Here is a 15,132-nt window from a genome sequence, read left to right as displayed (position 1 = left end):
TAGGGGCTTTTTATTTATGGTTTGCGATCCGCCATCAACAGTGTGGATGGCGTAAAAGGAAGCCAATGTACTTTTTTATTGACAATTTTGTTCCAGCTGGGCAGGCTGATCAACATTAAGTCATGGTCCCGCCAGGTATCACTGTTTAACTCTTTTTCCGTTATTGTGAGATGGTTGGGAACAAGTTGTTCCAATTGCCTCAATTTCTCCTTGAAGCTTTCATTGGTTTTCAGCACTTGATTCAGATCCCATACGATGATCTGAGCATCCGAATGCTGAATAAGGCGCTGTATGATTTCACATAGAAATTCATCATTTTTCAAAACAACAGGAACGATCACTCGCTTCGCCTTCACAAAGTCTTTATCAATTAAAATGCCTACCATTGCATTCACTTTGGCGTTGATCTGCTGATTTCTATCAAATGTCGTAAAGGGAGACTCGGCATTTGTAACCGTATGGAATAACTTTTCAGGATTTACAATCCGCGTAGTAAAATCTAAAAATCGCCCCAATAAACTCCCCTCATAGATGGATTCGCTGACACCCAAAAGTAATAAATCCTGATCGCGTTCATTGGAAGTTTGAACAATCTCACTATCGATATCACTAGAAATTTTAAATACTGTCTGAATAGGCTGTTCGAGTTGCTGAGCGACCTGCTTGATTTCACGAAAACTATCCAGTTCCTGGGTTTCCACCTCATAATGATGTAATTCGTTTGAAGGTTCAATATGTAATGCAGTAATTTCAGCATTCTTTTTCGATTTCAACGTTAAAGCATCAGCTAGATACAGTAGCGAAATCCCAGTATTACTTTTCGCAAAAGACAATAGAATCTTAAATTTCGATTTATCCTGGATATCTTCCTGCAATAAACTCTTCTTTGGTCGATAGAGAAAATTGATGAGATCTAAGGATGGCCCTGTCATAAAGGTGGTCACTAAGGCCATAACGACCATCATCGAAAATAATTCAGCACTTAAAACGCCAAGATCGTATCCAATATTGAGGACGATAAGTTCCATCAAACCCCGCGTATTCATTAACGCGCCGATACTCAAACTATCTTTCCAGCTTTGACCCACAAAACGCGCCGCCAACGTACTACCTGCAAATTTCCCAATAACCGCGACCAAAATAATACCAATGGTAATCATCCATAACTGAGGATCATTAAGTAGACCGATCTGCGTACGCAGTCCAGTATAGACAAAAAATAAAGGCAACAATAACAAAGTAGAGACATCTTCGATTTTTTCGATGAATGCTGTTCGGAATCGACTTCCTTCGGGCATGATTGCTCCCGCCATAAATGCACCAAAAAGTGCATGGATACCGATTACTTCGGTTGCATAAGCAGACAATAACAGCACAATAAAGAAAATAGCAACAACAGGTTTACTCAAAGCTTCCTTACTACCTTTCACCTCTCCTACGCGCATCAAAAATGGGCGCACGATCTTAATCATAATGAGCACATAAGCAACAGCAAGCCCTATTGTATACAACGCACTAGCGAAATCACCGGCTTTGACGATTGCAATTACGACAGCGAGTATACACCAAGCCGTAATGTCGTCTGCAGCCGCGCAGGTAATCGCCATTGCACCTAGCTTACTTTTTTGCAATCCCCTTTCTTGTATAATTCTGGCAAGGACAGGAAATGCTGTGATACTCATGGAAATACCAATAAACAAGCTATAGGATAGAAACTCTACATTTGTAGGTGGATGGAATAGGTATAAAAAATAAGCCAATGAAATTCCCAACGTAAATGGGATCACAATGCTTGCATGAGAAATGACAACAGCATCATGCGCTTTATTTCGCAGCACATTCAGATCCAGCTCCATTCCAATGATAAACATAAATAAGATTAGCCCAATTTGACTCAAAAACTGCAAATTACTGAGCGATTCTACAGGAAAAAGTGTATGCGAAAATTCAGGAAAATAGAGCCCCAGCAATGATGGTCCCAATATGATACCTGCGAGCATCTCTCCGATTACCACAGGCTGCTTAATCTTAATGCAAATCCAGCCCATAATACGTGCCGCGATAATGATCGTCACGATTTGAGCCAATAATATCGCTAGCGGATGCTGCAGACTATGGAATAAAGTTGATGTAAAATCCTTCCAGGCACCTTGACTTGTTTTCTCCCCACGCAGTAGCTCTGGAGCCTCTAGCTGTGCCCCCAAATGAATCATCCAATACATCACCCCAAGTAATGTACCAACTAAAACTACATAGAAAATTGTATTCCTATATTTCCTCATCTTCAATAGCAATTAAAATAAATATAATGACAATAGCATACTAAGTCCCGACCAATATTCTCTAAACAAGGAGGGATAAAATACAGTCTCAACAAAAATATAATTCTGTAAGAGTTTTAGTGCTTTTCAGTTGCTAGGTGGAAGGAAATATGTAATGAAACAAAAAAAAAATGTAATCAACTGAATTTCTCGAAAAACATTTTCTTGTACGATTCCCCCAAATTAAACAAAAGAGGCATATCTTGTTCGTCAAACAAGTTGCTTGTTATTTGATCAGCGGAGAAAAATTTAACGATCTTGGTTGCAATGATCTCTTTTTTATTGATGCGTATAAAGTCATGCTCAGGCAAAATCTCCATCAACTTATCGAAGCTTATATTTTTCAACAAAATGAACGAACCATCAGCCAAATAAACTGTTTTATCACGGCTGTCTACTTCAGCTATTTGAACATAGTTAATCTGATCGAAATACAATACCGTTTTTCCTTTATTCGTATTAAACTGTGCAAACGAGACAATTTCAGCTTTATTATTGATTATTTGTTCTACTTTCATAATGGCCTGCTGAAGACGTTGCAGAGATATTGGTTTACGCATGTAATCTACAGCATTAATATCAAAAGCATCGCTCGCATATTGTTTATATGCGGTAGAAAACACAATCGGAAAATCCTTGAGTTCTCTGGCTACATCAAATCCATTAAATTCCGGCATTTCAATATCCAGAATACAAAAATCAAAACTTAGTGAACGGTATTCTCTCAACAATGCTGCTGGTTCATTAAAGGTTTTCACCACCTCTACCCCTGGAATTTGCTCACAGAGCATTTTCAAGAACCTCAAGCTTGGTATTTCATCATCCAGAAGAACACATTTCAAACTTCTTTCAATCCGCATACAATCTGATTTGAAGGTGGGCACTATATACATCATTCTCTACAAACCTGCGCAGGTGATGTCTACCTGGATAGTACAACATGAGCCGTTCTTCCAACGTTTTGCTGCCTATTCCACTTTTGGCCTTTTGTAGGGGCGAACGTTTTGAAATTCGATTGCTCACAATGAGCTCCAGCAAACCATTCTTAAAGGTCAGCATGATAGAAATAAAAGAATCAGGGCCATGGAAATCTGCATGTTTAAATGCGTTTTCAATTAAATCCACAGAAATCAAAGGAACCAATGAAGGTGTATTCAATAAGGAACTATTTAGTTCATCAATATCAAACTTAACGCGTATATCAAATAAGGGACTCAGTTTTACCCTATTAATCTCAATGAGATTACGCGCAAAATCAATCTCTGCTTTAGGTGAAACGAGTTCATCTTCACTTTCATACAAAACGTAGTCCAATACCATGGCCAACTTGTCCATGGTATAATAGGTCTGATAGGCATGTGAAAGTATTCCGTTCAATGAATTTTTAAGCAAGTGGGGATTTAATTGGGCCCGATGGAAATCGTCAATCTTCTGATTGTCCATACGATTAAAAAGCTCCTTTTGTCGTTTATTTTCTACCTCAAGTTTCCTATATTTTTGTCTTAACAAGAGGTACAAACCCGATATTAAAGCAACAATTGCCAGCAATAACAGGATGATTATATTCGAGGTCTCAGTCGTCATGTTCATTTCAAACTTACTTAAAATTTCTATACCAATGAAAACGTCGTATTAGAAAATCCGAAATCCACATATAGACTTGTTCGATTACAATAAAATGAAATCCGGTGTTTTAAAGGCAATCTAACGACTATAAAATTTCCATATATTTATTACAAAAATTAACAGTTTCATTACAATTTAGTCATTTCAAAGCATTAATTTAAGATTATTATCCTTATATTGAGACTATTGTAATTAGCCGATCAAATGATTGTCTACGCTATTTTGGTTAAACCCGCCTGATTTTTAATCAGGCCTAATATGAAACACTATGGAAAAGCTCATTTTCGAAACTAATGCACAACATCCCAGTCTTGTAGACAAAATCAAACAAGCTGTTGAAAAACTGAATGGCATCCACGAATGGAAGATCGACTTGGATTCTATTTATAATCTGTTAACCATAGAAGGCATTCGACTCAACCCAACGGAAATCGAATCAGAACTGGCACTCCATGGAGTCGAGGCAAGCCGTCTATATGAGGAGTAGAAGTACGACCTTGTATAGCAAATAAAATAAGTTTCCAGGAAGCTATGTGGTTAAAAACACCCGAATTCAATAAGCGTGAGCTTCTTCCAGATAAAATTAAAGCAATCTTATCTGGAAGAAGCATCAAATCTTTTTAATAATCATTGCAGAGGCACCACCGCCACCATTGCATATCGCTGCCAGCCCTACTGATCCCCCCTCCTGTCTTAAGATGCTGCTTAGTGTTACAACAATTCTAGCGCCCGAACATCCCAATGGGTGCCCCAAAGATACCGCTCCTCCATAAACATTTACTTTGTTCATGGGTAAACCCAAAATTTGTGCATTCACCAAAGCCACCACGGAAAAAGCTTCATTATATTCAAAATAATCAATGTCTTCTAGTGTCAATCCCGCTTTTTTTAACACCTTTTCCGTGGCTACACTTGGTGTAGTCGTAAACCATTCCGGAGCCTGTTCAGCATCAGCATAAGCAATAATCTCTGCTAAGGGGACAAGTCCAAGTTCTTCCAATTTCTCGCCAGATATGAGCAGCACCGCAGCAGCCCCATCACTTATTGTCGATGCATTTGCGGCAGTTACAGTCCCCTCTTTTTTAAAGGCAGGCTTAAGCTCGGGTATCTTATCAAAATTGACCTGCGAAAACTCTTCGTCGCGCGAAACGACGACATCTCCTTTACGACTTTGTATCGTTATAGGTTGAACCTCGTTTAAAAACTTATTTTTTTGCCAAGCGTCCAGGCTTCTTTTATAGGAACTTATCGCATAAGCATCCTGTTCTTCACGGCCAATATGATATTTCTCGGCACACAACTCTGCAAACATTCCCATTGCATCATTCGAATAAGCATCGCTCAAACCATCACGTTGTAAACCATCAACCAGACTCTGAGCTCCAAATTTGGCTCCCCAACGCATACTATTCGTATAATATGGCACCCTACTCATGCTCTCCATCCCACCAGCAATCACTATATCAGCATCTCCCAATAGAATGCTTTGCGCAGCAACAGCTATTGCTTTCATTCCACTAGCACATACTTTATTAAGGGTCGTTGCAGCGGTATGATCCGACAAACCTGCTAACCGGGCTACCTGCCGGGCAGGCGCTTGTCCCAAATCAGCTTGCAAAACAGCACCAATAATAATCTCATCCACTATATCGCGGGAAATACCCGCCTCATCAACTACAGCCCCAACAACCTGGGCCGCAAGACTTGGCGCCGAAATAGATGACAAGGCACCACCAAAACTTCCAATTGGTGTGCGTTTCGCTGCAACGATAAATACACTCTTTGACATGATATAAAAAGTTTATAATTGTTCTGCTAAAATTTTGAGGGCTTATTGCTAGCATATCCCCAACAACCCTTCCTAATCTTAAAGATAAAAAATATAACAGATAACCCACAACAAGTCGGTTTTATTTTTTTTATCAAAACAGAATAAATAGAAAAAAAATAATGCAAAAACTTCCCTACTTAACCAATTGAACGAAAAATAAAGAATAAAAATTTGCAAAAAGCCAAGGCTTTTCGTTAAATTCGTTTAGATAACATCCTACTAGATGGTCATTCAAAAGACCGCCTTACATAAGATAACCAAAAGCAAGATAAACGATTATGCAGACAATCAAGTTTACAGCTGAGCATCAGATTTTTCGCGATACACTTCGCGCATTTATTCGAAAAGAAATTACACCTTACGTCGATGATTGGGAAAAACGGGGTGAGATCGACCGAAATGTGTGGAAGAAAATGGGTGATATGGGATTGATGGGACTCAATTATCCAGAAGTTTATGGTGGACTAGAGCTTGATTTTTATTATTCCTTGATACTCTGCGAAGAATTATCGTATTGTTTTTCTGGAGGATTTACCATTTCCGCACTTGTCATTCAGTTTATGTCGGCTCCATACCTACTGAAATATGGATCAGAAGATCTGAAAATACGCTATCTTAAACCAGTTATTGCCGGTGATATGGTCAGTGCTGTTGCTATTACTGAACCCGGGGCTGGTTCTGACGTAAAGCAGATCAAAACAACAGCTGTCCGGGATGGCGATTTTTATATTGTCAATGGATCTAAAACATTTATTACCAACGGTTATTACGGTGATTTCTTCATTACAGCAGTCAAAACTGCTTCTGATCAGGGAACAAAGGGTATAAGCTTATTACTTATTGACAGAAATGCAACTGGGGTCTCGTCAAGCAAAATCAATAAACTAGGCTGGCACGCCTCTGATACCGCCGAGCTAGGGTTTAATAACGTACGAGTCCCTATTTCTCATCTCATCGGCATGGAGGGAGAAGGATTTCGCTATTTAATGGATGGACTTCAATTGGAAAGGCTTACCGCAGCTATCCATAGTCTCGCTACCGCAGAATCCGCATTTCAGTATACACTTGATTATATCGCACAACGTGAAGCCTTTGGAAAAAAAATCCAGGAATTTCAAACAATACGGCACCGAATCGCACAAATGGCAGCAGATATCGCTACCACGAAAGCCTTTGTCTACCATTGTTGTGATCTCCAGGACCAAAACGAATATGCAGTCCAAGAATGTTCCATAGCGAAGCTACAAGCAAGTGAGCTCGCCGTCAATGTCGTAAACCAATGTCTCCAATTATTTGGTGGTTATGGGTTTACAGAAGATTATAAAATCGCACGTTTATATCGCGATGTCCGTGTCGGCACCATTATCGGGGGAACCTCAGAAATCATGCTTGAAATTATCGCGAAAATGACAATAGATCATGTGACTTATCGATCAGGAAAGTCCAAACAATAGAACGCTTTTTAAAAACTATCACCAAGCACAATGGATGAAAATAAATCTTATATGACCCACACGCTCTTTCGTGTAGAACAGGATAATCATCACATCATTACAATCCATCCGCTATCGACAGCAGCTCCCGCGCAGCTGGATATTATAGACTATCTCACGCAATTTGTTGATTTGGTTACGTTCATTCTTGAACAGGAAGATACCATAGGTGTCGTATACAGCTGCCCGATTCAAGACAAAGAAATCGAATATACGCAATTATTTGAGCAGTTTTCTTCAAGCCGCTCAAGACCTTCTGACTTATACAAGCTTACATCAAAAGTATTGCATTGGGAAACGTTTAAAAAACCCATTGTATCTATTATTTCAGACAATTGTACAGCTATTGCCCTAGCGACCATGCTATGGTCTAATTGTCGTATCGCCTCCGAAAAACTTCAGTTTGGCTTTCCGGAGAGTAAGTATGGCTTGTTTACAGCTTTTGGTACAACGATCTATTTACCAGCATTGATAGGTACTGAAAATGCCCTAAATCTGCTGACAAAAAGCAAACTTCTGAGCAGTGAAGAAGCGTATAAACTTGGGTTAATCAATGAATTGGCGCAGAAGCCCAGCGACAGCCTATCATTAGCAATAAACTGGATACTTAATCTACCCACTACCAATGCTGGCCATCACACAGAACAAACTGACGAACTGAATCCTGAAGCAATTCTTGCTATCCAAAAAAAAGCACGCGGTTTGTACCCCGGCACAAACGCAGTTATTGAATTATTAAGAAAAAACCCGTCATCTACAGCGGTTGAAGCTAGTGAAAGAGAAGCAATTTTATACCTGGAAGTCTTCAATTGCCCCGAACCACTCAGCATGGTCCGTACACTTCACTATGCTGTCCAATTGGCAAAATCACCCAATAGAATAAAACATCTCGACAACTATAAGTTAAATAAAATAGGTGTACTGGGCGCTGGGATGATGGGCTCGGGGATTGCTTATGAGGCCGCCCGAGCAGGAATAGAAGTTGCTTTAAAAGACGTTACACTTCCCCAAGCCGAACGGGGCAAAGCCTATTCTAGCCAGGTTTGTGAAAAATCATTGGCTTTAGGGGCCATGAACCCATCACAACGGGAGCAATTGCTTGCACGCATAAAACCAACTGACCAAGTCGATGACCTTAATGGATCTGACTGCATTATAGAAGCTGTATTTGAAGATTTCCACCTAAAGGCTGAGGTCACAAAAGAAAGCCTACCCTATTTAAACCAAAATGGCTTTTTCGCTACAAATACCACTTCGTTGCCTATTACTGAGCTTGCTAAAGCAAGCAATGATCCTAAAAAATTTATAGGAATGCATTTCTTTTCGCCTGTTGACCGCATGCCCCTTGTCGAAATCATCTGCGGTAAACAAACCGAGCAAAAAACCTTAGAGAAAGCACTTATCACAGCTTTACGCCTCAATAAAATTCCAATAGTCGTGCAGGATGGTCCGGGTTTTTTCACCTCGCGTATTTTCTTCAATTATTTACTCGAAGGTATTACAATGGTACTGGAAGGCATCTCACCGACACTGGTCGAAGAGGAAGCGATGGCTGCAGGATTTGCCGTGGGCCCATTGGCAGTATTGGATGAGATATCATTGGAATTGATGCTACACGTTTATGATCAATTACCCGGTCTGCATGCCAGCCAAAAACGCGCATATACCTACCTCAAAGGAATGGTCGATCAGGAACGAAAAGGAAAAAAATCGGGCGCTGGATTTTACGATTATGACGTTGAAACCAAAAAGAAAACCATTTGGAAAAACCCTGTAATTGCATCTGCAAAGGAAAATGTAACACCTTCAATTATCCGGAAACGTTTGTTGCATGTCATGGCATTGGATAGCTATCGATGTCTCGCAGAAGGCGTACTCAACCAACCCATCGATGGCGATATTGGTTCTATTTTAGGTGTAGGGTATGCATCCTATACAGGTGGAGTATTTGGACATATCGACCGTACAACGCTTCCTACTTTCATTGCTGAATGCGAAGACTTTCAGGCCAAAGGTGAGCAATGGGATATACCAGAATCTTTAAGAGAACTGGCAAAAAAGAATTTCAAATTTTACAGTGATTTTGACTCAAATTGGCGATAGATTAGTCAATCTATATTCTTTCGTCTAAAGAAGCGTACATAAGCTGTTTAAGTGCACTAAAGTATCAGGTAATCATAAAAACAACAAAACAAAAGGTTGCGACCTTAAAAAGAATATTCGGTATAGTTAACGCTGTAATAGAAACGAAAGCAGGGGTGACAAAACAAATAGTTTGATCACCCCGCCTCTCTATATCATTAGCGCACAAACAGATCCATCAGCTGCGAGACATCCTGTTCGAGAAAAGTATCGTAGTCCAAAGTAACTGTAAGTATTTCCTTTTGCTGTTTTTCAGAAAATACCCGCGCAAGATTTGTTTTGTATTTTTCGATTAATTTAGGAATTCCCTCCGCCCTCCTTCTTGGATGACCTATCGGATATTCAACGACCAATTCAGGCAATATTGTACCGTCAACCAGTTCTATTGTCAAAGCATTTGATATGGCACGTTTCTGTGGGTCGTGATAGTCAGCGGTGAATTGAGCATCTTCCACGCAGGAGATCTTATCGCGCAGTACATCAATTCTTGGATCCGAAGCGATATGATTTTCATAGTCATCAGCCGTCAAACGTCCAAAGATTAGAGGCACAGCAACCATATATTGAATACAGTGATCACGGTCGGCAGGATTATGCAAAGGCCCCTTTTTATCAATAATCCGGATAGCCGCTTCATGTGTACGAATGGTTACACGGGCGATATCTGAACTGCTTTTTCCAAATTCTTTCAGTTGTTGATGAAGTTGCATAGCCGCTTCGGCAGCTGTCTGTGCATGGAATTCTGCGGGAAATGAAATTTTGAAGAGAATATTTTCCATCACATAAGATCCATATCCCCGCTGAAACTTAAATGGATTCCCCTTAAAAGACACATCATAAAATCCCCATATTGGTGCTGTCAAAACAGATGGATAGCCCATTTCTCCAGTTTTTGCGATCAAGGCCAATCGGACAGCACGCGAAGTTGCATCGCCGGCTGCCCAAGATTTTCGGCTGCCGGTATTTGGCGCATGCCGATAAGTCCGTAGGGCTTGTCCATCAACAAAAGCCAAAGAAACCGCGTTGAGCAGCTCTTCTCTTGTGAGGCCAATGAGCCTACCTACGACCGCTGTTGAAGCTACCTTCACCAAAATAACATGGTCTAGCCCCACTTTATTAAACGAGTTTTCAAGTGCTAAGACACCTTGTATCTCATGGGCCATAATCATTGCCTCAAGAACCGTCCTAGCTTTCAGCGGTTTTTGCCCATTCGCAATATTCGTTCGGCTCAACCAATCTGCCACTGCTAAAATTCCCCCTAGATTATCGGATGGATGTCCCCATTCCGCTGCCAGCCAGGTATCATTAAAATCCAACCATCGAACAATCGTGCCGATATTGAATGCTGCCTGAACGGGATCCAATTGAAAATCTGTACCCGGCACCCGAGCACCGTTCGGCACAATGGTCCCGGCCACAACTGGCCCCAACAATTTGGTGCAGGCAGGATAGGTCAATGCTTCCAAGCCGCAGCCAATGGTGTCAAGAAAGCAGTAAAACGCCGTATTCCAAGCGACCTTTCCCTCAATTTTATAATTTAGGACATAGTCCACAATGTCCACTAAAACCTGATCCGGTTGTGGTCTTTCATTTGATATTGCTGAACTCATTCGTGTATTTCGTATAAGACTCTCGTTCTATTTATTAATATATTTCGTTTTTTCCTGCGCTAAGTTCTTCCTCAAAGCCCTCTGTTCAAAAGCACCTTTTAACGCCTTTTCCCGATCCAAAATTACCGTTCGGAAAGAGGTACAAACGGTCTGTCCTCAGGACCAACATAGTTTGCACTTGGTCGGATAATTTTTCCATCCTGACGTTGTTCGAAAACATGCGCTGACCAGCCTGTAATACGCGAGAGGACAAATAACGGGGTAAACATCTCTGTTGGAATGCCCATAATATGATAGGACACCGCAGAATACCAGTCCAGGTTCGGAAACATTTTCTTTTCTTCCCACATGACTTTTTCCAACCGCTCAGCGATCAGGTAGAGCGTCATGTCGCCCGCTTCTTCCGACAGCTCTTTTGCCACTTGTTTTATCACTTGATTTCTTGGATCCGAGATTGTGTATACAGGATGGCCAAAACCAATAATGACTTCTTTGTTTGCCAGTCGCTTCCGGATATCCGCTTCCGCCTCATCAGCATTTGCATAACGACTCTGAATTTCGAAAGCAACCTCATTGGCTCCGCCATGCTTAGGTCCACGTAGCGCACCTATCGCACCAGCGATGCAAGAATACATGTCTGATCCTGTACCAGCAATTACCCGAGCTGTGAATGTAGATGCATTAAACTCATGTTCGGCATATAAATTGAGTGAAATCTGCATCGCTCTTACCCAAGAAGACGATGGCGATTTTCCGTGTAGCAGATGCAAAAAATGCCCACCCAACGTTGCATCCGATGTCTCTACCTGCACCTCACGTCCATGCTGACTAAAATGATACCAGTACAGCAGTGCTGAGGCCATTGAAGCCATCAGGCGAGTAGCAATGTCACGGGCACCAGCAATGGGATGACTGTCTTTCTCGGGCGAAACACTGCCGAAAAAAGAAACATAAGTCCGTAAAACATCCATGGCATGTGCCGTCGATGGCAACTGCTTGAGGACCTGTTGAACAGTAATAGGCAGACCACGTTGACTGATCAGCTGACTTTGATAAGTGACGAGCTGGGCCTGTGTTGGTAGACTTCCATAAATAAGTAAATAAGCGACCTCTTCAAAACTTGCCTGATGCGCCAGATCTAAAATATCATAACCCCTATAATGCAGATCATTACCACTTTTTCCGACAGTGCTCAAAGCCGTATTACCAGCTGCTACACCAGAGAGTGCTACACTTTTTTTGGGCTTAAAACCTGTGCTGTTTGTCTCTTCCATCTGAATATAATTATTTGTTAAACAATTGATCCAATCGATTTTCATAGGCATAATAATCGATACTTCTGTATAACTCTTCTCTCGTCTGCATGTCGTCGATTACTTTAAGCTGCCCACCGTCTTCCCGAATGTGACGATAAACAGTTGTAGCCGCTTTATTAGCGGCGCGGAAAGCAGATAGTGGATAAAGGACAATAGAAACATCGGCTTGACGTAGTTCATTCAGGCTAAACAACGGTGTTTGTCCAAATTCGGTGATATTCGCCAAAATGGGAAGGCCAGTTGCCGCACTAAATTGAACGTATTGCTCCAAATGATGTACTGCTTCAGCAAAAATAAAGTCCGCTCCAGCTTCTTTATAAGCCACCGCTCTTTCCAAAGCAAGTTCAAGGCCTTCAGAAGCAAGTGCATCCGTACGTGCACCAATGGCAAAATGCTCGTCCGTTCGTGCATCCACGGCCGCCTTTAGGCGGTCAACCATTTCAGATCGCGAGACGAGCTCTTTCCCAGGCCGGTGACCACAACGTTTAGCCCCCACCTGATCCTCCATGTGAACTGCCGCCGCGCCCACTTTAATTAAAGACTTTATTGTACGTGCCACATTGAATGCCGAAGGACCGAAGCCAGTATCAATATCCACCAGCAAAGGAAGCTTACACACATTTGTAATGCGATCCACATCAATCAAAACATCCTGAAGTGTTGTAATCCCAAGATCTGGAATTCCAAGTGAACCTGCCGCAACACCGCCTCCAGAAAGATAAATAGCTTTAAAACCAGCCTGCTCAGCCAAAAGCGCATGATTAGCATTAATCGCTCCAACAATTTGTAATGGTTTTTCATTCTTGATCGCTTCCTTAAAAAGGAAGCCCGGGGATTTTATCATAATATCGAATTTGAAATTCCAAGCCCTATAGCCTTCTCTAGATACAGGCTACAGTGACTACTTAAGTTTACTTAGTCTGAAGGACGCCTTTTTAGGCCCTTCCTCTTAAAGATAGGAATTATCAATGCAATAAAACAAATTATTTTCTACATTCAAGGTAAATAACAGAAGAAAATACGGCAATACTCCCTATTAATTATAAATAAATTATTTCAGCGGCCAAAGCCTTCCCGCAGTCTGCTAAATGGCTTCAACAACCGTGTATTCTTTTTTGTAAAGGAGGATACATGATCAATCAAAAAGCCCCAACTTTTGATGTTGAGGCTTTATCCGACAAGTTAACAGGACTCCTTACTCCAAAGGGGAGGAAATTTTCCTCCAAACGAGCAAAAAAAAGCGGGATCTTTCGATACCCGCTCAATAAAGCATTTCAAACTAATTTTTACCGTTATTTTTAGCCCACCACAAGCGTTTTCCCCAATTATAATCCACAATTCCTTGCGCAGCTGCTGTAACGTTATCCTTATTATATAGGTATTCATTATTCGGATAAGGCAATCGCCATGGTTGATCTGTATGTGGCGTTGCTGAATTTTGAATTTTTGAAGGATAGTTGGTGCTAGGAATTCCCGTCCTTCTGTACAAACTCCAGGCTTCAAAATTTTCTTTAAACAAAGCGACCCACATATCCCAATAGATACGGTCCTTCGTTCCATCAAATTTTCCCGCTCCGGCCAAATAAGCATTCGCAGCTGATTCAGCAACCTCATTATCTTCCATAGAAAGCCTAACAGCTGTTTCATAGGCTGTTTGAGCCGTAATTCCAACATTATAACCCAATAATGCGGCTTCTGCCAACATGTAATAAGTTTCACAGGCTTTATAAAAAGGTACTGCCCCAGCAGGGTTATTGATATAATGGAGTCCAATCCATGAAATTGACGTTGATGGAGAAGGATTGGTCAACGAGCCATTAACAAAACCAACATATTTACCGGCATTATTTTTTTGAGCGATAGACTCAATCCGAGGGTCGTTCGTTTCCGTTAAATGATTGATAAAAATATCGAACATTCCCCAATTGTTGATGCGTTTACCGTAAATACCAGACTCATACCAAGGCTCCATATAGGGCAGCGTTCCAGGGAAAAACATTTGGCAACTCTCCGCATTGGTTTCAATGATTGGATATTTCGTTTTATTTCCAGCAATTTCCTCAATCGTAGATTTAGCCAAAGCCGGGGCAACAGAAGAAATACGTATTGCCATCCGTAAGCGCAGCGAATTACAAAACTTCTGCCACCTTAACATTTGTGTTTTTACATCCAGACTACCACTATTAGCCGGTCCATAGATCACGTCATAATTACCAACATCATCCGTTCCAATACCAGCTGCCAACTCATCAGCAATGGATTTAAGATCCGCCAATACTGCAGGAAAAACGTCCTCCTGTTTATCGTATTTGGCTTTTAATACCGAACCATCTTCTGGCCGACCTTTAAATGCCTCTGAATATGGAATATCACCCCATCCGTCCAATAAATAGGACCACATATAGTTATTCCAAATTCTTGCTATAGCCCTAGTATTTTTATACCCTTCAGCTTTATCATCTGTCTTTTTAAGCAAGTCTTTCATTTGGGTGATATTATAATAACAAGCGGCCCAACGATTGCCATAGGTATTATTTGTCGGAATCAATCCACTCAGGTTATCGGGATATTGAATTTTGACAATATATCCAGCAAATGTACCATAACCATCAACGTCGCCACCAAATTGGTCTCCGGCATTTCGCATCACGTTGACCAACATATTTTGTGGCGGAACATCATTTAATGCATCGGGATCCGTATTAATTTTCTCAAAATTCTTGGTACAACCTGTCACCAAAAGAACGGCTAATAAAGGCGTGTATTTTAATTTTTTAATAAAAGTATTCATAA

11 protein-coding genes are annotated in these 15,132 nt (G+C 41.0%); 3 read left to right on the top strand and 8 right to left on the bottom strand.

The window, feature by feature from the left end:
* Positions 1–14: 14 nt before the first annotated feature.
* From B4N43_RS22035 to B4N43_RS22025, 3 genes are all read right to left on the bottom strand, one after another.
* Entirely contained in the window at positions 15–2,282 is a 2,268-nt protein-coding gene (locus B4N43_RS22035) for a cation:proton antiporter (RefSeq protein ID WP_286736214.1), read from the bottom strand.
* Positions 2,283–2,458: 176 nt separating this feature from the next.
* Entirely contained in the window at positions 2,459–3,181 is a 723-nt protein-coding gene (locus B4N43_RS22030) for a LytR/AlgR family response regulator transcription factor (RefSeq protein ID WP_075993168.1), read from the bottom strand.
* The gene (locus tag B4N43_RS22025) at positions 3,171–3,911 is read right to left on the bottom strand and encodes a histidine kinase (RefSeq protein ID WP_088162023.1); all 741 of its coding nucleotides are present in this window, start codon (positions 3,909–3,911) and stop codon (positions 3,171–3,173) included. The genes B4N43_RS22030 and B4N43_RS22025 overlap by 11 nt, the downstream gene beginning before the upstream one ends.
* 304 nt (positions 3,912–4,215) lie before the next feature.
* On the opposite strand from B4N43_RS22025, the gene B4N43_RS22020 reads away from it, so the two are divergent.
* Positions 4,216–4,434 carry a hypothetical protein gene (locus B4N43_RS22020; RefSeq protein WP_046672939.1) on the top strand — a complete coding sequence of 73 codons (219 nt, stop codon included), beginning with the start codon at positions 4,216–4,218 and terminating at the stop codon, positions 4,432–4,434.
* 123 nt (positions 4,435–4,557) lie between these two features.
* Here B4N43_RS22020 and B4N43_RS22015 read toward each other — a convergent pair whose 3' ends face one another.
* Positions 4,558–5,736 (bottom strand): thiolase family protein, encoded by a 1,179-nt coding sequence (locus B4N43_RS22015; protein WP_088162024.1) that lies wholly within the window; start codon positions 5,734–5,736, stop codon positions 4,558–4,560.
* 320 nt (positions 5,737–6,056) lie between these two features.
* On the opposite strand from B4N43_RS22015, the gene B4N43_RS22010 reads away from it, so the two are divergent.
* Together B4N43_RS22010 and B4N43_RS22005 are read left to right on the top strand one after the other, a co-directional pair.
* Positions 6,057–7,232: an acyl-CoA dehydrogenase family protein gene (locus tag B4N43_RS22010; protein WP_286736213.1), complete on the top strand. Its 1,176-nt coding sequence runs from the start codon at positions 6,057–6,059 to the stop codon at positions 7,230–7,232.
* Positions 7,233–7,262: 30 nt separating this feature from the next.
* Positions 7,263–9,374: a 3-hydroxyacyl-CoA dehydrogenase NAD-binding domain-containing protein gene (locus B4N43_RS22005; RefSeq protein WP_286736212.1), complete on the top strand. Its 2,112-nt coding sequence runs from the start codon at positions 7,263–7,265 to the stop codon at positions 9,372–9,374.
* A gap of 197 nt (positions 9,375–9,571) precedes the next feature.
* Here B4N43_RS22005 and B4N43_RS22000 read toward each other — a convergent pair whose 3' ends face one another.
* The 4 genes from B4N43_RS22000 to B4N43_RS21985 all read right to left on the bottom strand — a co-directional run bounded on the left by B4N43_RS22000 (position 9,572) and on the right by B4N43_RS21985 (position 15,130).
* Positions 9,572–11,023: a bifunctional 2-methylcitrate dehydratase/aconitate hydratase gene (locus tag B4N43_RS22000; RefSeq protein ID WP_286736211.1), complete on the bottom strand. Its 1,452-nt coding sequence runs from the start codon at positions 11,021–11,023 to the stop codon at positions 9,572–9,574.
* 122 nt (positions 11,024–11,145) lie between these two features.
* Positions 11,146–12,297, bottom strand: a complete 1,152-nt coding sequence (gene prpC / locus B4N43_RS21995; RefSeq protein ID WP_145327105.1) for a bifunctional 2-methylcitrate synthase/citrate synthase — start codon at positions 12,295–12,297, stop codon at positions 11,146–11,148.
* Positions 12,298–12,307: 10 nt separating this feature from the next.
* Positions 12,308–13,183 (bottom strand): methylisocitrate lyase, encoded by an 876-nt coding sequence (gene prpB, locus B4N43_RS21990; protein WP_286736210.1) that lies wholly within the window; start codon positions 13,181–13,183, stop codon positions 12,308–12,310.
* 435 nt (positions 13,184–13,618) lie between these two features.
* Positions 13,619–15,130: a SusD/RagB family nutrient-binding outer membrane lipoprotein gene (locus B4N43_RS21985; protein WP_286736209.1), complete on the bottom strand. Its 1,512-nt coding sequence runs from the start codon at positions 15,128–15,130 to the stop codon at positions 13,619–13,621.
* Positions 15,131–15,132 lie beyond the last annotated feature (2 nt).

The organism is Sphingobacterium sp. UBA1897 (assembly GCF_002337775.1).
In the GTDB taxonomy this organism is placed as follows: Bacteria; Bacteroidota; Bacteroidia; order Sphingobacteriales; family Sphingobacteriaceae; genus Sphingobacterium; species Sphingobacterium siyangense.
The sequence above is the reverse complement of the archived record's forward strand: the minus strand, read 5'-3'. Positions and strand labels throughout refer to the sequence as shown.

Bases quoted from the DNA above. Each gene is read 5' to 3' on its own strand.
- B4N43_RS22035 (WP_286736214.1), bottom strand. From the start codon at position 2,282: ATGAGGAAATATAGGAATACAATTTTCTATGTAGTTTTAGTTGGTACA.
- B4N43_RS22030 (WP_075993168.1), bottom strand. From the start codon at position 3,181: ATGCGGATTGAAAGAAGTTTGAAATGTGTTCTTCTGGATGATGAAATA.
- B4N43_RS22025 (WP_088162023.1), bottom strand. From the start codon at position 3,911: ATGAACATGACGACTGAGACCTCGAATATAATCATCCTGTTATTGCTG.
- B4N43_RS22020 (WP_046672939.1), top strand. From the start codon at position 4,216: ATGGAAAAGCTCATTTTCGAAACTAATGCACAACATCCCAGTCTTGTA.
- B4N43_RS22015 (WP_088162024.1), bottom strand. From the start codon at position 5,736: ATGTCAAAGAGTGTATTTATCGTTGCAGCGAAACGCACACCAATTGGA.
- B4N43_RS22010 (WP_286736213.1), top strand. From the start codon at position 6,057: ATGCAGACAATCAAGTTTACAGCTGAGCATCAGATTTTTCGCGATACA.
- B4N43_RS22005 (WP_286736212.1), top strand. From the start codon at position 7,263: ATGGATGAAAATAAATCTTATATGACCCACACGCTCTTTCGTGTAGAA.
- B4N43_RS22000 (WP_286736211.1), bottom strand. From the start codon at position 11,023: ATGAGTTCAGCAATATCAAATGAAAGACCACAACCGGATCAGGTTTTA.
- prpC (WP_145327105.1), bottom strand. From the start codon at position 12,297: ATGGAAGAGACAAACAGCACAGGTTTTAAGCCCAAAAAAAGTGTAGCA.
- prpB (WP_286736210.1), bottom strand. From the start codon at position 13,183: ATGATAAAATCCCCGGGCTTCCTTTTTAAGGAAGCGATCAAGAATGAA.
- B4N43_RS21985 (WP_286736209.1), bottom strand. From the start codon at position 15,130: ATGAATACTTTTATTAAAAAATTAAAATACACGCCTTTATTAGCCGTT.